This is a genomic window from Kitasatospora sp. NEAU-69 (genome assembly GCF_057158765.1).
In genome coordinates this window covers 253,845-272,584 of sequence record NZ_JBWXUE010000005.1, presented here as the reverse complement: position 1 = coordinate 272,584, position 18,740 = coordinate 253,845, and the positions used below count along the sequence as shown (strand labels likewise).

Below are 18,740 nucleotides of genomic sequence, written 5' to 3'. Positions count from 1 at the left end.
AGAGGTACCAGCGATGTGCCACCCCACAGACAGCAGGCCGCCCGGCGTCGAGAACCCGGGTGAGGTCGCGGAGCACGGCCCGATCGAGCTGACCGCCTCGGACGGCACCGTCTTCAACGCCTACCGCGCGCTTCCGGCCGAGCCGAACGGACGCAGCGTGGTGATCATCCCGGACGTCCGGGGCGTCCACCCCTACTACCAGGCGCTGGCCGAGCGCTTCGCCGAGGCGGGTTTCGCCGCCGTGGCGATCGACTACTACGGGCGGACCGCCGGTCTGGGCGACCGGGGCGACGACTTCCCGTGGTCGGAGCACTTCCCGAAGCTCCAGCCGGCCGAGATCGCGCTGGACGTCAAGGCGGCGGCCGACCACCTCGCCGAGGTCAGCCCCGGCCCGGTCTTCTCGGTCGGCTTCTGCTTCGGCGGCAGCCAGTCCTGGCGGCTGGCCGCCGGCGACGTGGGGCTGGCCGGCGCCATCGGTTTCTACGGCGCACCGGGCCTGGTCGAGGACGTCATCGACGGCATCTCCGCTCCGCTGCTGCTGCTGATCGCGGGCGACGACGTCGCCACCCCGCAGGAGGACTTCGAAGCCTTCGCGGCGAAGCTGGGCGACACGGGCAAGACCTACGAGATGAAGGTCTACGAGGGCGCCCCGCACTCCTTCTTCGACCGCGGCTTTGGCGAGTGGAAGGACGCCTGCGCCGACGCCTGGACGCGCATCCAGGAGTTCACCGCCCACCACGCGGCCTGATCGGCTTCCCGATGACCCAGTACCCGAGTGAGCGCTTCGCCCGCGGGGTGGCCAACCTCGCCGCGCTCGGCGACAGCGGCGAGACGATCTTCAACTCCCTGGCCGAGGTCGCACCGGATCTGAGCCGCTACGTGGCGGAGTTCGCCTTCGGCGACCTGTACTCACGGCCGGGTCTCGACCTGAAGCAGCGCCAACTGCTGACCATCGCCTCGCTGAACGCCCTGGGTGACTGCGAGCCGCAGCTCACCTTCCACATGAATCTGGCACTGAACGTGGGAGCGACCGCGCAGGAGATCGTCGAGACCATCCTGCACTGCCTCGCCTTCGTCGGCTTCCCCCGGACGTACAACAGCATGCGGATCGCCAAGCAGGTGCTCGGCGAGCGCGGCCTGCTGCCGGTCCAGGCCGCGGACTCCGGCGAATCGGACGCCGCCGGGGCGCCTTCGCCTGCGTAGTCCGTCCCGGTGCGGGTGCGCCCGCCCCCCTGCAGCGCGCACCCGCACCAGCTGCCGTCCTCCCACTCCCCTGACCTCCCTTCCCCTTCGCTCCCCTCCTCCCACTTCCCTCCCTCCCAGGTGGTGAGCAGACCATGATCGGGACACCTGTGCAGTTCTCCTGCATAGACGACTTCCTCGGGCCGGCCGACCGACGGTTCTTCGGCCTCGGTTTCAAGGGCGTGCAGCACGCCATCTCCCCGCTGACCGTCGGCACCCTGGGCGGCGGCCGCCGCGGCGCCGGCGGGCTCGCCGAGCTGAACCACGCCGGCGAGTGGAACCGCCAGACCTCCGGCATGCCGTTCGCCCCGTCCATCGACTGCCTCGACGCCCTGGCCCTCACGGCACAGCTCTGCGAGGCACACCTGCTGCACAGCTACGGCCTCGGCCCCGCGCAGCGCGGCCGGATGTGGCTGCGCCGCTACGAGTTCCGCGCTCCCGCCGAACCGCCGGCCACTCCCGGCGGCTTCCCGGTGCAGGCCGCGCTGGTCGAGACCAGGCCGACGCCGCAGAGCCTGGGCGGCTACGTGTCCACCTTCGAGTGCCGGCTCGGCGCCATCAGGACCTGGTGCGCGGTGGACCACGAGCTCACCACGATCCGCACCGACACCGCCGACTTCGCCTCCGCGCAGGACGCCCTGGGCCCGGACGGCCAGCGGTTCCACGCCACCGGCTACCGGCGCCGCTCCCACCACATCGCCGACGTGACGGTTTGGCTGCCCGAGAACCGCATCGAGGCGCAGGTGTCGGTCAGGCCCGACGGCGACGCGTTCCCCCGGCACACGGACCTCGGCGGCGCCTACCACCCCTCGCTCTCGTTGATCGACTGTCTGGCCGTGCAGGCGCAGCTCGGACAGGTCCTGCTCTACCAGATGGACGGTGCCGCCCGGATCGACGGCAGCACGCTGCGCATCCGCCGGGTCATCCTGACGGCGAAGACGCCCCACCAGCCCCTGGCCAACCCGTTCCGGGCCTCCGCCGAGATCAGCCGAAGCCGGCTGCTGACCTGGGACGGCGGCACCTGGCGGACCACCAGGCTGATCGGCCGCTGCCAGGGGATCAACGCGAGCCTCTCACTGGCCCACGAGCTGCCCGCCGCCATGCTGCTCGGGCAGACACCGCCGGGCGAGCCCCGCTCAACGCGCTTCGATCGGACGTAGATCACCGGACGGCAGTCTTGGTTCCACGGCGGCCGGACCGGACCGGGCCGCCCGAACCTGGAGGGGAACATGGCCAACTACACGCCCGTGCCCAGCGGTTGGGACCACATGAACTCGGGGATGGGAATCGCCCCGGGCCAGCACATCGACTCCGACCTGCTGACGGAGCCCACCGGCCCGCTGGGCATGGCCTACAAGCAGACCCTGCACTCCCTGATCTACCAGCAGGACGGGAACCTGGTGCTGTACCGCATCACGTCCTACGGCGCCCCGGAGGCGGGTGACGGGGACGGCGCGATCGGCGCAGCCCTTGCCGAGCTGGCCGCCAGCGGCGGGGAGGCGCCCGGCGGCGGTCAGGTGGGTGGCGACATCGTCGAGGCGGTGTGGTCCACCAAGACCAACGGTCACAGCGCCGGGGCCGTGGTGATGCAGGCCGACGGGAACTTCGTCGTGTACGACGCCGGCGACCAGCCGGTCTGGGCCAGCGGCACCGGTCCGCAGTACGCCGGGGAGAACGTCTGGCTCCGGGTCCAGCGGGACGGCAATGTCGTCCTGTACAAGGGCCACGCCCCCGGCGACAACAACTGGGTGCCGGTCTGGGCCACCAACACCAACATGCCGGGCGTCTCCTGACGTCCCCGGGCCCGTTGATCGTCTGTTGATCACCTGTAGCTATGTTCTCCCTCGGCCGGGAACCACCGGCTTCGAGGCGGTACCAGGAGGACGAGCTACACATGTGGAACAAGGTCGAGCACAGCGGACGGGGCCTGCGGCGGGCGGTCGGGCTCATCACGGCCGGGGCGCTGGCAGCCGTCGGCGTGGTCGCCGCGGCCGGCAACTCGCAGGCCACCGACGTGCCGTCGACGAGGAACACCATCGCGAACGGCCAAGAGCTCGACCAGGGCTGGTGGCTCTACAGCAGCGACAACAACACCAAGCTGATCATGCAGAGCGACGGCAACCTGGTCACGTACCACACCACTGACGGGTGGGCGAGTGCCAGCGCGGTGTGGTCCACCAACACGGTGGGCTGCGGCTCGCGGGCGGTGATGCAGAGCGACGGCAACCTCGTCGTCTACTCGGCCGGGAACGGGGTGTGCTGGGCCAGCAACACCGTGCAGCCGCCCGGGCAGTTCTGGTGCCTGACCGTCGAGAACGACCCCCACCTGGTCATCTGGGGCACCAACGGTCGCGTCGGACAGAACGGCATCGGCGCGTACGGGATCCAGATCGACCCGCACACGATCGTGGCGACACTGGTCTGACGTCACCTGACGTCACCTGGCGTGCCGTCACGAATCCCGCTGCGCCGCACATGGCCGGGCGGTCAGCCGCTCGACCATGTGCGCCACCGGCCAGAGCGGGCGGGCGGCGAGGCGGCTCGCGGCCTCCCGCAGGGCTGAGGGGAGCCCGCCGCAGGCGGCGATCAGCGCCGTGACGGCGGCCGGCTCCGCCTCGGCGCGGTGCGCCCCGATCAGCCGTGCCACCAGCTCCCGCGCCGCGCCGTCGGCCAGCGGGCCGAGCGAGAGCCGGCCCGCCACGGTGAGCCGGCGGCCGGTCACGATCGCGGCGCAGCCCGGCACGTCCGGCAGCAGTGCCGCGATCGGCGCCAGGCCCTCCAGGCCCTCCAGGCCCGGCACGTCGTCGAGCAGAACCAGGACCCGCCGGCCGGCCAGGGCCCGGCGGTACTCCGCCGCCAGGGCGTCCTGGTCGGTGGCCGGTCCCACGCCGGCGCCCAGCGCCCGCAGGAAGCCCGACAGCACGGTCACCACATCAGCCCCCGCCGCCCCCTGCGCGGCTTTCAGGTCCGCGAACAGCTGGCCGTCGGGGTAGGCGTCCTGCACCTGGTGTCCGAGCTGGACCGCGAGCGCCGTCTTCCCGGTACCGGCCGAGCCGTCGATCACCACGATCGGCGGCTCGTGGCGTTGGGGGGTGCGCAGCCGGCGCTCCAGTTCCGCGAGGGCGTCCGCGCGCCCGACGAAGTCGCCGTTCGCGTGCGGGAGCTGACGCGGCCGCAGCCGGCTCCGCCCGTCCTGGCGTCCGTCCTGGCGCCCGTCCAGGTGCCCACCCAGGTGACCGATCGGCTGCGCCGGCCGTCCGCTGAGCAGCTCCCGGTGGAGTGCCATCAGCTGGGGTCCGGGGTTGAGGCCGAGTTCCTCGGCCAGCAGGTCGCTCACCCGTGCGAAACAGGCGAGCGCCTCGGCCGTCCGCCCGCCCTGGTGGTGAGCGAGCGTCAGCAGGTAGTGGAAGCGTTCGCGCAGCGGATGCTCCGCGACCAGCGCGTCGGCCTGCGCCGCGACCTCCGCCCAGTTGCCGAGCCCGAGGTCGAGCTCCATCCGCAGTTCGACGGCGGCGAGCCGGCGCTCGGCGAGCTCACCGCGGGCTCGCGCCGCGAGCGGGCCCGGTATCCGGTCCAGAGCCGGCCCCGCCCACAGATCGAGCGCCTGGGTCAGGCGCTCCCTGGCGGCTGACGGGTCGTCGTGCCGCAGGACGGCGGCGGCGGCGACCGCGTCGTCGAAGCGGTGGGCGTCGATCGACTCCCTCGGCAAGTCGAGGCGGTAACCGCCGGTGACCGAGGTGACGGCCTGTGCAGCCGCCGCCGACGCCTCGCCCAGCCCACTGCGCAGCCTGCTGACGTGGGTGCGCAGGACGCCGGTGGCGCTCCGGGGCCAGCGCTCCTCGTCCTCACCCCAGACCGCCTCGATCAGCCGCCGGTCGGAGACGGCCTGCTGCGGGCTCAGCAACAGTGCCGCCAGGACAGCCTGTTGCTGGGGTCGCCCGAGATCCAGCGGCAGCCGGTCGTACCGGCCCCGCAACGGCCCCAGCAGGCTGAACTCCAGCACCGCGCACCCCCACCTGCCTATTCGCCGACAATCCCCTGATTATCGGTGCTGGTGAGACTGATACCTTCCTGAACCTCGGGAGGGAACCGGCCATGCCGACGACACAATCCGGCCACATGGCCACCATCAGCAGCACTGCCACCGCCAGCACGACCACTGCCACCGCCACTACTCGCGTGCCCGCTCCCAGGTCCGGCCCGGCCGACGCGCGGCTCGCGCCCGAGCTGCGGTTCAGCCTGCTCGGGCCGTTGCGCGGCTGGGCGGGCACCACCGAGCTCGACCTGGGCAGGCCACAACAGCGGGAGCTCCTGGCCGTCCTACTGACCGCCGCCGGGCGGACCGTCTCCACCGACCTGCTGATCGACGGCCTCTGGGACCAGGGGGACCGGCCGGCCGAGCCCCTGCGGGCGGTGCGCACCCATGTCTACCGCCTGCGCACCGAGCTGCGGAAACACGGCGCACAGGGCCTGCTCGCCACCGTCGGGGACGGCTACGCGCTGCGGATCCGGGCGAGCGCCCTGGACACCGACCGGTTCGAGCAGGCGGCGGCGCAAGCCGCGGCCGACCGGGCAGCCGGCCGACCGGCCGCCGCGACCCGCGCCCTGCTCACCGCGGCCCTGGAACTGTGGGCCGGCGAACCGCTGACCGGGATGACCGGTCCGCACGCCGAGGCGGTACGGGTCCGGCTCACCGAAGTCCACGCGCAGCTGCTGGAGACGAAGCTGGAGCTCGACCTGGAGCTCGGCGACCGGGCCGACGTCGCGGCCGGGCTCGGTGCGCTGGTGATGGCGCACCCCGGGCGGGTGCGGCTGCGCGAGCTGCAGATGCTCGCGCTGCACCGCGCGGGGCGCACCGGGGAGGCGCTCGCGGTCTACGAGGACACCCGCCGCTACCTCGCCGGGCACTCCACCGAGCAGAACGGCGGGCACTCCGGCGGGCAGAACGGCCTGCACGCCGGCGGGCCGGCCCGGGGCAAGCCGGTGCCGGACCGGCGGCTGACCGACCTCCAGGCCCGGATCCTGCGCGCCGACCCGACCCTGCTGCGGCAGCCGCCCGCCGGTCCGCCGGCGGACCGCCCGGTGCCGGAGCAACTCCCGCAGGCCGCGCATGACTTCACCGGCCGCTCGGCGCTGCTGGAACAGCTCACCGAGCTGCTGGCGAGCCCGTCCGGGCCGGGCGTCGCGATCACCGCCCTGGACGGGATCGGCGGCGTCGGCAAGACGGCGCTGGCCGTGCACGCCGCCGAGCGGCTGCGCGAGCAGTTCCCCGACGGCCGCCTCTACGCCGACCTGCGCGGCGCCGACCAGGAGGGCGCCGATCCCGCAGCCGTGCTGGTCCGGTTCCTGCAGGCGCTCGGCGCCGAGGACAGCGCGATCCCGCTGGCTCTCGACGAGCGCATCACCCTCTACCGCTCCCACCTCGCCGCCCGCCGCGTGCTCGTGCTGCTGGACAACGCCGCCGACGCGGCCCAGGTGAGCGCCCTGCTGCCGGGGGCGGCCGGGTGCGCGGTCATGGTCACCAGCCGGGCCCGGCTGACCGGGCTCGCCGGTGCCCGGCACCTCACGGTGAGCGCGCTGACCGGCCCGGAGGCCGTCGAACTCTTCGGCCGGGTCCTCGGCCCCGAGCGCGCCGCCGCCGAACCCGAGCAGTGCGCGACCGTGGTGGCCGCGTGCGACCGCCTGCCGCTGGCGATCCGGATCGCCGCGGCGAGGCTCGCTGCCCGGCCGGACTGGACGGTCGCCGAGCTCGCCGGCCGCCTCGCCGACGAGCACCGGCGGCTTGCCGAGCTGGCGACCGGGGACACGGCCGTGGCGGCCACCTTCGCGCTCTCCTACGCCGGGCTGACGCCGGAGCAGGCCGGTGCGTTCCGGCTGCTCTCGCTGCCGAACGTCCCCGAGATCGGCCTGGCCAGTGCGGCGGCCCTGCTCGGCCTCGGCAGCACCGATGCCGACACCCTGCTCGAACAGCTCACCGACCTCAACCTGCTGGAGCCACGGGCCGTAGGCCGGTACGGCAGCCACGACCTGATCCGGCTCTACGCCGCCGAGTGCTGCGCCCGCGAGGAGACGCCGACGGACCGCCGGCAGGCCCTCGCCCGGTTGCTGGACTTCTGCCTCGCCAGCGCCCGCCAGGCCGAGGCCGCCGCCCACTCCGTCCCGGTCGGCCAGCGTGACCTGACCGGCACGCCGACCAGCGCGCCCGGCCTGGAGTTCGACTCCGCCGAGCGGGCGGTCGGCTGGATGCGGACCGAGGCGCAACTCCAGCAGGCCATGGTCACCCGGGCACTGGCCGACCCGAGCCTGCCGCTGGTCCAGGCCGCCGACCTGATCGACAAGTTGGGCTCGGTGCTGTTCAGCAGGGCGCACTCCTGGTCGGTGGCGGAGCTGGCGGCCCGCACGGCCGCGGTCGCCGCCACCCGGGGCGACAGCCGGTGCGAGGCGCTGGCGCGGTACGTGCGCGGCAACATGCTCTGGCACGTCAACGACTTCGAGCAGGCCGAGCGGGAACTCACCCGGGTGCTGGAACTCTGCGTCGATGACGTCAGCCGGCGGGTGCGCGCCTGCGCCCTGCTCTCGCTCGGCTCCAACGCACGGGTCTACGGGCGGTTCGAGGAGGCCGTCGGCTTCTGCGAGGAGTCGATCGCCCTCTTCGAGAGCCTGGGCGACCACCACTCGGCCGGCGGCGCCCTCGGGGAACTCGCCTTCAACTACGCCAAGCTCGGCCGCTCCGCCGAGGCACTGGCGGCCGCCGAGCGCGGCGTGGCGCTGACCGGGTCCGCCACCTCGATCGCCCAGGCGATGAGCCGCTACTCGCTCGCCCGGGTGCTGCGCCTGTGCGGCTCGGCGGCCGCAGCGCTGGCCTGCGCCGAAGAGCTGCTCCCGGTGCTGCGCAGCCTCGACCTGGCGGCCTTCGAAGCCGCCACGGGCAACCTGATCGCGCAGATCCACCTGGAGGCCGGCGACGACCGGCGGGTGGTCGAGGTCGCCGAGGCGATCCTGCCGCTGGCACACCAGACCAGCGGCATGCTGGAGGCGGGCCTGCTCCGCTCGCTCGGCGTCGGCCTCGCCCGGCTCGGGCACCCGGCCCGGGGGCGCGCCTGCCTGGACGAGGCCGTGGACATCTACCAGACGCTCGGCGTGGCCTCGGAGGCGGCGGACACCCGGGCGCTCCTGGCCGGGGCGCACTTCGGCTGACGCACCGCCGGCTGATGCGTCCCCGGCTGACGCACCGTTGACTGATGCACCGTTGATTGGTGAGCCGTTGACTGATGCACCAGCAGACGGCTCTCCTCGCGCGCCGGCTCCCGGACCGGGCGAGGTCCGCTCCGGACCGGCCCGATCCGGGCCGGTCCCCGCCCGGTCCGGGTCCAGGCACGCGCGTAGGCGAGCACCAGTTGGTGGCCGGCGTAGTGGCCGGGCCGGGGGGAGGTCAGCAGTGCGGCATCGACCAGCGCCTCCAGGATCCGCTCGGCCTCCGCCTCGGGCAGACCCAGCGCCGTCGCGGCGGCCGGCAGGCTCCAGCCCTGCGACGGCGTTGCCGCCAGCGCGCACAACGCCCGAGCCTGCGAACCTGGGAGCCGGCCGAAGGCCTGGTCGAACGCCTCCGCCAAGCCCGCGCCGCCCGCCGCCAACTCGCGCAGCAGAAGCGCTTCGTCCGACACCCGTGCCGCGATCGCGGCCACGGTCCAGCCCGGCCGTCGGGCCAGCCGGGTGGCCAGCGCGCGGACGGCGAGCGGCAGTTCGCCACCGGCGGCGGTCAGTGCGGCGACGGCCGCCGGCTCCGCGCCGGCCCGCTCGGCGCCGAGGATCGCACCGACCAGCCGGGCGGATTCGGCCGGCCGAAGGCCGTCCAGCCGCACGGCCGCGGTCACCCCGATCGCCGGACGCGAGCGCGAACTGATCAGCACCGCGCAGCCCGCCGTGCCCGGCAGCAGCCGGCTGAGCTCCGTGGCACCGCCCGTACCGCCCGCACTGCCCGCGTCGCCCACGTCGTCGAGCACCACCAGGACGGACCGGCCGGCCAGGGTGGACCGGTACAGGGCCGCGCGCTCGGCGACACCCACGGGGACCCGGTCGGCGGGCACGCCGAGCGCCGTCAGGAACCCCGCGAGGACCTCGCCGGCACTCACCGGCGCCGCGGTGGAGCCGCGCAGGCAGGCCCACAGCTGCCCGTCGGGGAAGTCGGCGGCGATCGCGTGCGCGACCGAGACGACCACGGTGCTCTTGCCGACCCCGCCCATGCCCGTGACCAGCCCCACGGCATGGCCGCCGGCCCGCACCGCGGTGCTCAGCCGCGCGATCTCCTCCTCCCGTCCGACCAGGTCCGCGGGCGGCGAGGGCAGTTGGCGCGGCGTGGGCATGTGGCCGGGAAGCGGCAGTCGGCGCAGCGGGCCGGGCGGTCGGCGTGACAGGGAGGTCAGTTGGCGCGGCGGCGCCGCAGCGGCCCCGGCCCCGGCCCCGCCGAACACCTCGGTGCCCACCGGTGCGCTGCGCGGGTGCGGATCGCCGGACGGGTGCGGATCGCAGCCACGCAGGATGGCCTGCTGGACAGCGGCGAGCTCGGCGCCCGGATCGATCGCCAGCTCCTCCGCCAGCAGCCCGCGCACCCGGTGGAACACGTCCAGCGCATCGGCCTGCCGGCCGCACCGGAACAGCGCCGTCATCCGCAGCGCCTGGAGGCGCTCGGTGAACGGGGTGAGCTCACAGGCCGCCGCCAGATCCGCCAGGATCTCCGCGTGGCGACCGAGCGCCAGCTGGCACTCGAACCACTGGAGCCGGGCCCGCTCCCGGCGCTGCGCCAGCACCTCGCGCTGGCGCTCGCAGAGCGGGCCGATCGCGCCGACCAGCGCGGTGGCGCCGTGCCACAGGCCGAGCGCCGTCTGCAGCCGCGCCGCGTCGGCCGAGGCGTCGCCGAGCAGCGGCGCACCGGCGAGCCGCTCGAACTCCAGGGCGTCCACGGCGCTCCGGGGCACGTTCAGCGCGTACCCCCCGCCGACCCGGACGATCAGCTCCGGACCGAGGGCCTTCCGCAGCCGCAGCACATAGGTGGTGATCACGGATCCCGCGCTGCGCGCCGGGCTGTCCCCGTACAGGCCGTCGATGAGTTCGTCCACCCCGACCGCCCGCCCCGCCTGCAATGCCAGCGCGGCGAGCAGCGCGGTCTGGGTCGGCGACATCGCCGGCAGGCGCTGCCGATCCGTCATCACCTCCGGTACGCCGAGCAGCGCGAAGCACCACCGGAGCCCGGCCGCGGCCGGACCCCGGGCGGAGGGGCCCGGCCACTCCCCCTCCCGGGGAAACGCGCTGCCCTCCCCCGGTCGCCAGGCCAATCCAGTGCTCGTTGCCGGCGGCATCCCGCCCCACCTTCCCTCTGCGGTCCTTGGTCGGGGCGACACTCTCAGGACCCGATCGACAGACCATTGACGGAACGGCAAGCCCGCCCGCGGATACCCGGCCGCGTCGAATCGGGAGCTGTTAGATTCGCCGTAAGCACAGGGCTACCGGGGGAGGCGCTGATGGCTGGGCCTGGCGACTTGGCGGATTCGGCGACGCCATGGCGGGTCGGCGACGTGATCGAGGGCCGCTACCGCGTGCTCCGCGTGCACGAGCAGGGCGGGATGGGACTCGTCCACCGGGTGCGGCACCTCGGCTGGGGCATCGACCTGGCGGTCAAGAGCCCGCGGCCGGAACTGCTCCGCGACGATCGCGCGCGGGAGCGGTTCGTCGCCGAGGCGGAGAACTGGGTGTCGCTGGGGCTCCACCCGCACGTCTGCGGCTGCCACTACGTCCGGACGATCGACGGCGTCCCCCGGGTCTTCGCCGAGTACGTCACCGGCGGCAGTCTGGCCGAGTGGATCCACGACGGCCGGCTGTACCGGGGCGGCGCGGAGCAGGCGGTCAGCCGAATACTCGATGTGGCCGTCCAGGTCGCATGGGGGCTGGAGCACGCCCACGAGCAGGGCCTGGTGCACCAGGACGTGAAGCCGGGCAACGTCCTGCTGGACCTCCCCGCGGACGGCGCCGCCGACGGTGCGCGGCTCATCGCGAAGGTCACCGACTTCGGCCTGGCACGCGCCGGAGCGGCGGCATCGTCGGCCCCGACGACGGCCGTGGCCGGCGGGCAGCGGTCCCTCCTGGTCACCAGCGGCGGGATGACTCCGGCCTACGCGTCGCCGGAGCAGGCGACCGGGAAGCGCGTGGGCCGGCGCAGCGACGTCTTCAGCTTCGCCGTGTCGGTGCTGGAGATGTTCAACGGCGGCGTCACCTGGCTGGCCGGCGTCGCCGCGGGGCCGGCCCTGCAGGCCTACCGGGCGGCCGGACCGGCCGCGCCCGAGCACCCGCCGATGCCGCGTCAGGTCGCCGACCTGCTCGAACGCTGCCTCGATGACGACCCGGCCGCCCGGCCCGGCTCGATGGCCGAGATCGCGGCCCGGCTGATCGCGATCCACGAAGAGCTGACCGGCGTGCCGTACCCGCTCCGGGCACCCGTCAAGGCCGATCTGTTGGCCGACGAGCTCAACAACCGCGCCTTGTCCCTGCTCGACCTCGGGCGGCGGCAGGAGGCGGAGCAGGCCTTCGCCGAGGCCCTGACCGCCGACCCCCGGCATCCGCAGGCCACCTACAACGCCGGCCTGCTGCGCTGGCGGGCCGGCGCCCTGACCGACGAGGGCCTGCTGGCCGAGCTGGAAACGCTCCGTCAGGACCTGCCCGACCCTGCCGAGGCCGACCGGCTCGCCGCCCTGGTCCACCTGGAGCGCGGCGACCTCACCGCGGCCGGTGCGCTGCTGCAAGGCGGCACCAACGGTGAGCCGGCTGCCACCGACAGCCGGCCCGACGCCTCCGCTGGCGGGCCCGACCGCTCCACCGAGACCCTGCGGACGCTCGCCGCCCTGGGCTCCGGTGAGGCCACCGACGCCCGGTGCGTCGCCCTGTGGCAGGTGCCGTGGCGGGCGCACTTTCCGAGCTGGATCACGCCGGACTGCACGATCCGGGTGAGCGCCGACCTGCGCTTCGCCCTCACGGCCGGCGGCAACGACAACCTGCTCCGCCTGTGGGACGTCCGCACCGGCCGGGAGCTCCAGGCGCTCGCCGGTCACACCGACCGCGTCCAGTCGGCCGATCTCGGTGCGGACGGGCGCTACGCCGTCTCGGACGGCCGGGACGGGACGGTGCGGCTGTGGGACCTGGCCGAGGGCCGTCCGGTCCGGACCGTCGGCGTCACCCGCTGGCGCGACGGCAAGGGCCCCGAGCGGGAGCGGCGCGAGCGCGCCGAGAGGGCGGCGAAGGAGGCCGCGGGCGAGTTCACCGCGATCAGTCACCGGGTCAACCCGGACAACCCCGTCCTCGACACCGCGTCCTCCCCCGTGCGGCTGACCGCCGACGGCGGCGAAACGGCGTGGGCCGAGACCGACGGCCGGGTCCAGGTCTGGGACCTGCCGGCCGACCGGCATCTCGCCACGCTCGACGCCGAGCCGAACACCAGGGCGGTCGCGCTCACTGCGGACGGCCGGCTGGCCCTGTCCGGCTCCAAGGTGCAGCCGGCGGCCCTGCAGCTGTGGCAGGTGGCGAGCGGTGCCTGCCTCTGGCGCGTGGCCGACTACCCGGGCGGGGTCGAGGACCTCTGGTTCGGTCTGGACGGGGACCTGGCCGTGGTGCTGGGCGGCGACAAGGCCATCCGGATCTGGAGCGTGCAGAACGGCCGCTGCCTGCGAGTGCTGCAGCCGGCCTCCGACTTCCACCCCACCTCGGTCGCGCTGAGCGCCGACGCGCGGTCCATGCTCGTCGGCGGCTTCCACGGGGCGGTCCAGCACTGGGATCTGGCGACCGGGCGGGTTCTGCGCACCTTCCGGGGGCACCGGGACCGCGTGCGCGAGGTCGGCTTCACGGCCGACGGGCTCGCCTTCTCGGTCGGCTTCGACAGCGCGGTGCGCCTGTGGCGACTGCCGGGCGGTTTCACCGCTCCGACCCAGCCGAGCCGACCCCGCCGCCACCGCGAACTGAGCCGGGCGGACGATGCGGTGAAGTCCTTCATCGCCGCAGCCGAGGCGGCCGCGGCGGCGGGCCGGGTGACGCAGGCGCTCGAACTGCTCGATCAGGGCCGGGCGCTGCCCGGCTACGAGCGCGCGCCCGAGATCCTGCGGACCCTGCGCCGGATGGGCGGGCAGACCGTCCGCAGCGGACTGCGCGGTGCCTGGACCGCCAGGGCGCTCCCGAGCCTGATCGGCGAGGACCCGGACCGGGGCGGTATCCGCAGCGTGGACCTGAGCCACGACGCCCGCCTGGGCGCCCGCACCGGCTTCGACGGGCAGATCCAGATCTGGAACCTCGCCGAGGGCCGGCGCGAACGCGTCATCGACCTCACGGACTGGTCCGCCTCACTGCTCCGGTTCAGCCCGGACGGCGACAGGATCGTGTCCGTGGACCGCTCCGGCACGATCCGGACCTGGTCGGTCGGGACGGGCGACTGCCTGGACACCCTGCACCTCGGACGCCACTCCCGGGTCGACCTCAGCCCGGACTGCCGGTTCGCCTTCGTCACGAACGACGTGGCCATGACGATGGAGCTCTGGGACCTGGCCGAGCGCCGGGAGCTGCAGCGCCTCGCGCTGCCCGAACGGAAGGTCACCTCCCTGTCGGTCAGCGCGGACGGCCGCCGGGCCGTCACCGCGGGCGACGAGCAGCTGGTCCGCGTCTGGGACCTCACCACCGGCCGCTGCCTGCACACGCTCCCCGTGGAGTCGATCACCTGGACGACCGCGACGCTCAGCCCCGACGGCGCCTTCGTGCTGGCCACCGAGGCCTACCGCGACCCCGACTCGCCCCACACCCGCGGATCCGAAGGCGTGCTGGGCCGGCTGCGGCTCTGGGACGCCGCGACCGGAGCCTGCCTGCGCGCCTTCGACACGCAGGTCAGGTACACCTCGACGCTCGCCTTCACCACCGACGGACGCTTCGCCGTCTCCGCGGGCACCGACCCGGAGATCCGGATCTGGGACCTCACCACCGGCCGCTGCCTGCGGACCCTGGGCGGACACATGCGCTCGGTCAAGGACCTCCGGCTGACCTCCGACGCGGCCTTCCTGCTCAGCGGGGACGGTGACCAGACCCTGCGCCTGTGGGAGCTCGACTGGGACCTCCGGGCCCGCCCGGAGTGACCCGGCCACTCACCGCCGAACCGCTCACCGCCCCGGTGTCGGCTACATCGGGGCGGCCTGCACCGGGCCGGCCTGGACCAGGGCCTCGCGCAGGTCCGCCGCGCTCTGGAAGCCGCTCCCGGGCCGCTCGTCGAGTGCCGCGTCGATGACGGCGGCGAGGGCCTCGGGTATGCCCGGCTCCCGCTTGCGGATCGGCACCGCGGGCTCCTGCAGCACCACCACCCAGGGGTCCTTCCCACGGGGGAACGCGCGCGGCACCGCCCCGGTCAGCATCGTGTAGAGGCAGGCGGCGAGCGCCCAGAGATCCACACCGGGCGTCGCCCTGCGGAAGTCGATCACCTGCTGCCGGGGGATGAACGCGGGCTTGCCCGCCGACGCGCCGGTGCGGGTCAGCCCGCTCAGCCCCGCCTGGTCGAAGGCCTTGGCCAGGCCGAAGTCGGCGATCTTCGCCGTAGTCGCTCCCCCCGGCGTCCGGTGCAGCAGGATGTTGGACGGGCTGAGATCCCGGTGCACCACGCCCTGACCGTGCGCGTGCGCCAGGCCGTCGAGCGCCTCCAGGGTGATCCGCACCGCCTCGTCCACCGGCAGCCGACGGCCGGCGGACTGCTCCAGCACCCGGTCCAGGCTGCCGCCGGTGCAGAACTCGGTGGTCAGGAAGAAGCTGCCATCGGCGAAGCCGGCGTCGAGCAGTGCGGCGATGTGCGGGTGCCGCAGCGCCCGGGTGACCCCCACCTCGCGCAGGAACCGGGTCCGCGCCGTCGAACTCGCGGCCACCTTCGGCAACATGACCTTCAGCGCCACCTCCTGGCCGGTGAGCTTGTGCCGGGCCAGGTAGACCGCGCCCATCCCGCCACGGCCGAGTTCGCGGATCACCTCGTAGCCGGAGATCGCACCGAGGTCGGCCCGCCCACCGGCGGCGCGTTCGAGCAGCAGCTCCAACACGGCCGCGGGCTCGGACTGGCAGGACGCACAGAGCACCGGACCGTCCCGCCCGGCCTCCGCTTCGCCGAGGTCCCGCCCGCACTTCGCGCAGTGCACGAGCACCATCGTGGCCTGATGGGTGATCCCGACCCGGAAGACCGTGTCGCCCAGCCGGATCTCGTCGCCGTCCGCCAGATCGTGTTCCGGGTACGACTCGGCGGCGGCTTCCCCGGGTTCGAGGCCCGCGGGCCGCTTCCCGATCATCTTCCCGTTGACGTACGTGCCGTTGAGGCTGCCGAAGTCACGGATCCGGATGTCCGGCGGGTTGATGTCGAGCAGGCAGTGGTGGCGGGAGACGGTGCGGTGGTGCTCGTCGCTCGGCAGCCGGGGCGAGCAGTCGGGGGAACGCCCGAGCACGCAGGTGGTGCGTTCGTCGAACACGTACTCGCCGGGCTCGAGCCGGCCCTCGACGAGCGTCAGCGTGACCTGGAACGGGGTTGCCATCGATCTCCTTCGACGGGCTCGCGGGAGTCCGCAGGAGTCCGCGGGCGACGGGACCGGTTCCTCGCCATCGTCGGCGACCCGGACCGCTCGGTGACGCACGTTCATCCGACTGTACCCCCGGGCGGATTGGCGTGGCAGCGCGTGATCGCGAGAGTGTGGAATCGCGAGAGCAGGAGCCGCTGACGCGGCGGCACCGGTTGGCCGGGAAGAGGAACGACATGACAGAGACCCCGCCCACCGGGCCGCGCCGCGCCGGTGCGGGCAGTGAACGGCCATGGCTCTGGCTGCCGCTGGGAATCGTGATGCTGCTGGCAGCCGCCCCGATGCTCTTGCTGATCCTGGCCGGCGGCCTGTTCACGGAAGTGATGGGACTCGCCGACGGCGGGAACGGCGCCTGGGCCGGCGCGCTGCTACTGGCTCTGCTCCTGGCCTCTGGGCCGGTGCTCGGCCTGGGAGTTCCGGCCCTGACCCTGCTCTCGCCAACAGTGCGCCGCCTGGACCGCACCGCGCTGTTCGCCCTGCACAGCTGCGGACTTCTGGTCGGTACGTCGATCGAGTACGTCAGCTGGCTCTCCCCTGCCATGCACCACTGAGACGGAAGGTGCCCGCCGCAGATCACGACGGGCACCTCTGCGTGCTTCAGCCCTGCCAGCCGTCCGGCAGCCGGTAGAACGTGGTCATGAGAACGCCGGCCTTGCTGGGGAACCCCTGACCTGCCTGGGTGATCGTGATCGGCACCTTCACTTTCACCAGATCGCCGAGCGCAATCTGCCCAGTCTCCATCGCCTGCATCGCGAGGGCGTGGTGCTCCAGCCACTTGTGCGCCTGGAACGGCGCGCTGCTCTCAGTCATGCGCCGAGTATCGCAGCGCCATCCGCGACTTCTCGGAGACCGCTACCTGCCAGGCTTGTTCATGGCCGACTGCGGAACACGCGGGATTTGGCAGCAACTCGGCGACCCGCGACGCACGTTCGCGGCGCTGCGCCGGGTCGAGGCGGCGGCGCCGGAGGAGGTGCGCAGGTCGGCGTTGCGGGCGGTGACCGCGGGGCTGCTGTACGGCCCGTCGCCGGTCCCCGGGTGCGGGAGTTCGCACAGCGGACCGGTGCGATCGGCCGGTGAGCATCAACAGGGCGGGGGAATATAAAGGACGCCATCCGGAATAGTCGACACCCATTTCCCACAGGCACTACCGCTCCGACCTCCGGGGGCAATCATCGCCGCTTCCGGGCGCCCGCGAGAAATGATCAACCGCAGCATGAGAGATAGACAATGCTGGGGTCTGGACCCAGGCGGGATATCCGTGCAAGGCTGCTGGCAGCCCGACCGAGGAGCAGTCAACGCACAGGGGGATCTGCATGAGGCTTCACACTCGTGTCCGTGCCGGCATCACCGCACTCGCGATCGCCGCGAGCGGCCTGACCATGGCGATCGCGGGTCCCGCGACCGCCGCCCACGCATGCGGGAAATCCACACTCGGTCCGACCCGCTATATCTGGAGCGGGAACCACACAATCGGAATTTTCTACCTCGCGTGGAATTCGTGCGATGACACCGCCTACACCGAGGCCCACATCACCAATACGAACTGGACTGGTTCGCACGGCTACATCAACGTCTACAACTCCACCGGTGACTCCTATGCGCTAGGCCCGTCCTCGCCGACGATCGCCTCCGACGGGACCGCATGGTGGGAGTCGGGATTCCTGTCGATCTACTCCTACCCGAGCAGCGACCGCAACTATCTCGGTGACGTCCTGTTCACCAACAGCGGTCTAAACTGCACAGAGGGCTACACCCCGACCTGGAACTTCTCGGGGGCAGGGGTTCAGAGCCAGGGCTCGGACATGCACTGCTGACTGAGCCAACGCAGCCATGGCCGGCCCGACATCCCCCGGAGCAACCCTGGGGGATGTCGGGCCGGCCTGACTGGCCTCGGCAGCGGCGCGAGGGCAGCGCCCCCGCAGCCCGCAAGCGGACCCCGGGGCGGCCGACCGGCGGGGGCGGCGGCGGAGCGGTTTGGGGACGGAGGTACCTTCTCGTAGTGTTCCGCATCCTGCTTACGAGGCGGTGGGTGATCCTCACCCTCGTCTTCCTCGCGCTCATTCCCGCCTTGATCTGGTTGGGGCTCTGGCAGTTCCATCGCTACCAGCAGACCAACCGGCAGAACCTGAGCATCAGCGCCAGCCTGGCCGCGCCGCCGGTCGCGATGGACGTGCTCTCCAAGCCCGGCGGCACCGTGCCGGTGGCGGAGACGTACCGCACGGTCACCGCCACCGGGCACTACGACAGCGCGCACGAGTTCGTGGTGCGCCAGCGCACCGATGCCTCGGGCACCAACGAGGGCTACTACGTGGTGACGCCGCTGGTCACCGCGGAGGGCGAGGCGGTGCTGGTGAACCGCGGGTGGATCCAGCTGCCCAGCGGCGGCTCCGCGGCCGACTACCCGCCGGTGCCGCCTGCTCCCCCCGGGCAGCTGACCGTGACCGGGCGGCTGCGACCGGACGAGACCAACGCCTCCACCGGCATCCCGGCCCGGCGCGGGGTGCTGCCGCCGCGGCAGTTCATGCTGATCAACAGTGGCCAGCAGGCCGCCCAGCTGTCCGAGCCGGTGGTCGCGGGCTACCTGGAGCTGACGACGACCAGCCCCGCCCCGCCGGCGGCCGACCAGGCCGAGCTGGTGCCCAGCCCGAGCAGCAACAACAACGGCCAGTCCGGCGACGACGCCGTCGTGGGCAAGGGCGTGCACCTGCCGTACGCCATCCAGTGGTGGCTCTTCGCGGCGCTGGTCCCGGCGGGGTGGGTGATCCTCTTCCGGCGCGAGCTGCGGGAGAGGCCCGAGAGTGGAACCAAGGGCGACAGCGCAGGCGGCGGCGAGGGCGGCAGCCCGGAGAACGACCCGGTGGTGGTGGCTTAGCG

The 18,740-nt window shown here is 73.4% G+C and carries 14 protein-coding genes; 10 read left to right on the top strand and 4 right to left on the bottom strand.

Annotation, left to right across the window (positions count from 1 at the left end):
- Positions 1-13: 13 nt before the first annotated feature.
- From AC060L_RS08560 to AC060L_RS08540, 5 genes are all read left to right on the top strand, one after another.
- Positions 14-748, top strand: a complete 735-nt coding sequence (locus AC060L_RS08560; RefSeq protein WP_483797970.1) for a dienelactone hydrolase family protein — start codon at positions 14-16, stop codon at positions 746-748.
- An 11-nt stretch (positions 749-759) separates the two neighbouring features.
- Positions 760-1,203, top strand: coding sequence for a carboxymuconolactone decarboxylase family protein (locus tag AC060L_RS08555; RefSeq protein ID WP_483797969.1), 444 nt, complete (start codon positions 760-762; stop codon positions 1,201-1,203).
- A 134-nt stretch (positions 1,204-1,337) separates the two neighbouring features.
- Positions 1,338-2,402 (top strand): AvrD family protein, encoded by a 1,065-nt coding sequence (locus AC060L_RS08550; protein ID WP_483797968.1) that lies wholly within the window; start codon positions 1,338-1,340, stop codon positions 2,400-2,402.
- Between the two features lie 69 nt (positions 2,403-2,471).
- Positions 2,472-3,035: a hypothetical protein gene (locus AC060L_RS08545; RefSeq protein ID WP_483797967.1), complete on the top strand. Its 564-nt coding sequence runs from the start codon at positions 2,472-2,474 to the stop codon at positions 3,033-3,035.
- Positions 3,036-3,136: 101 nt separating this feature from the next.
- Complete coding sequence (locus tag AC060L_RS08540) at positions 3,137-3,667, top strand: hypothetical protein (protein ID WP_483797966.1); 531 nt, start codon at positions 3,137-3,139, stop codon at positions 3,665-3,667.
- A 27-nt stretch (positions 3,668-3,694) separates the two neighbouring features.
- On the opposite strand, the gene AC060L_RS08535 is transcribed toward AC060L_RS08540, so the two are convergent.
- A complete protein-coding gene (locus AC060L_RS08535) occupies positions 3,695-5,245 on the bottom strand; it encodes an AfsR/SARP family transcriptional regulator (RefSeq protein ID WP_483797965.1) in 1,551 nt (516 codons plus the stop codon).
- A gap of 92 nt (positions 5,246-5,337) precedes the next feature.
- On the opposite strand from AC060L_RS08535, the gene AC060L_RS08530 reads away from it, so the two are divergent.
- Entirely contained in the window at positions 5,338-8,439 is a 3,102-nt protein-coding gene (locus tag AC060L_RS08530) for an AfsR/SARP family transcriptional regulator (protein WP_483797964.1), read from the top strand.
- Here the strand turns inward: AC060L_RS08530 and AC060L_RS08525 are convergent.
- A complete protein-coding gene (locus AC060L_RS08525; RefSeq protein WP_483797963.1) occupies positions 8,367-10,448 on the bottom strand; it encodes an AfsR/SARP family transcriptional regulator in 2,082 nt (693 codons plus the stop codon). The genes AC060L_RS08530 and AC060L_RS08525 overlap by 73 nt on opposite strands.
- A gap of 312 nt (positions 10,449-10,760) precedes the next feature.
- On the opposite strand from AC060L_RS08525, the gene AC060L_RS08520 reads away from it, so the two are divergent.
- Positions 10,761-14,399, top strand: coding sequence for a protein kinase domain-containing protein (locus tag AC060L_RS08520; protein WP_483797962.1), 3,639 nt, complete (start codon positions 10,761-10,763; stop codon positions 14,397-14,399).
- Between the two features lie 42 nt (positions 14,400-14,441).
- Here AC060L_RS08520 and AC060L_RS08515 read toward each other — a convergent pair whose 3' ends face one another.
- Positions 14,442-15,824, bottom strand: a complete 1,383-nt coding sequence (locus AC060L_RS08515; protein WP_483797961.1) for a protein kinase domain-containing protein — start codon at positions 15,822-15,824, stop codon at positions 14,442-14,444.
- Between the two features lie 218 nt (positions 15,825-16,042).
- On the opposite strand from AC060L_RS08515, the gene AC060L_RS08510 reads away from it, so the two are divergent.
- Positions 16,043-16,417: a hypothetical protein gene (locus AC060L_RS08510; protein ID WP_483797960.1), complete on the top strand. Its 375-nt coding sequence runs from the start codon at positions 16,043-16,045 to the stop codon at positions 16,415-16,417.
- Between the two features lie 46 nt (positions 16,418-16,463).
- On the opposite strand, the gene AC060L_RS08505 is transcribed toward AC060L_RS08510, so the two are convergent.
- Complete coding sequence (locus AC060L_RS08505; protein ID WP_483797959.1) at positions 16,464-16,676, bottom strand: hypothetical protein; 213 nt, start codon at positions 16,674-16,676, stop codon at positions 16,464-16,466.
- Between the two features lie 503 nt (positions 16,677-17,179).
- Here AC060L_RS08505 and AC060L_RS08500 point away from each other — a divergent pair.
- Entirely contained in the window at positions 17,180-17,680 is a 501-nt protein-coding gene (locus AC060L_RS08500; protein WP_483797958.1) for a hypothetical protein, read from the top strand.
- Between the two features lie 185 nt (positions 17,681-17,865).
- On the top strand, positions 17,866-18,738 hold the full coding sequence (locus AC060L_RS08495) for an SURF1 family cytochrome oxidase biogenesis protein (protein ID WP_483797957.1): 873 nt from the start codon (positions 17,866-17,868) through the stop codon (positions 18,736-18,738).
- The last annotated feature ends 2 nt before the right edge of the window (positions 18,739-18,740 follow it).

What these genes read in the sequence shown, in the direction of transcription:
- AC060L_RS08560 (WP_483797970.1), top strand. Translation starts at nt 14, where the DNA reads ATGTGCCACCCCACAGACAGCAGGCCGCCCGGCGTCGAGAACCCGGGT.
- AC060L_RS08555 (WP_483797969.1), top strand. Translation starts at nt 760, where the DNA reads ATGACCCAGTACCCGAGTGAGCGCTTCGCCCGCGGGGTGGCCAACCTC.
- AC060L_RS08550 (WP_483797968.1), top strand. Translation starts at nt 1,338, where the DNA reads ATGATCGGGACACCTGTGCAGTTCTCCTGCATAGACGACTTCCTCGGG.
- AC060L_RS08545 (WP_483797967.1), top strand. Translation starts at nt 2,472, where the DNA reads ATGGCCAACTACACGCCCGTGCCCAGCGGTTGGGACCACATGAACTCG.
- AC060L_RS08540 (WP_483797966.1), top strand. Translation starts at nt 3,137, where the DNA reads ATGTGGAACAAGGTCGAGCACAGCGGACGGGGCCTGCGGCGGGCGGTC.
- AC060L_RS08530 (WP_483797964.1), top strand. Translation starts at nt 5,338, where the DNA reads ATGCCGACGACACAATCCGGCCACATGGCCACCATCAGCAGCACTGCC.
- AC060L_RS08525 (WP_483797963.1), bottom strand. Translation starts at nt 10,448, where the DNA reads ATGACGGATCGGCAGCGCCTGCCGGCGATGTCGCCGACCCAGACCGCG.
- AC060L_RS08520 (WP_483797962.1), top strand. Translation starts at nt 10,761, where the DNA reads ATGGCTGGGCCTGGCGACTTGGCGGATTCGGCGACGCCATGGCGGGTC.
- AC060L_RS08515 (WP_483797961.1), bottom strand. Translation starts at nt 15,824, where the DNA reads ATGGCAACCCCGTTCCAGGTCACGCTGACGCTCGTCGAGGGCCGGCTC.
- AC060L_RS08510 (WP_483797960.1), top strand. Translation starts at nt 16,043, where the DNA reads ATGACAGAGACCCCGCCCACCGGGCCGCGCCGCGCCGGTGCGGGCAGT.
- AC060L_RS08505 (WP_483797959.1), bottom strand. Translation starts at nt 16,676, where the DNA reads ATGACTGAGAGCAGCGCGCCGTTCCAGGCGCACAAGTGGCTGGAGCAC.
- AC060L_RS08500 (WP_483797958.1), top strand. Translation starts at nt 17,180, where the DNA reads ATGAGGCTTCACACTCGTGTCCGTGCCGGCATCACCGCACTCGCGATC.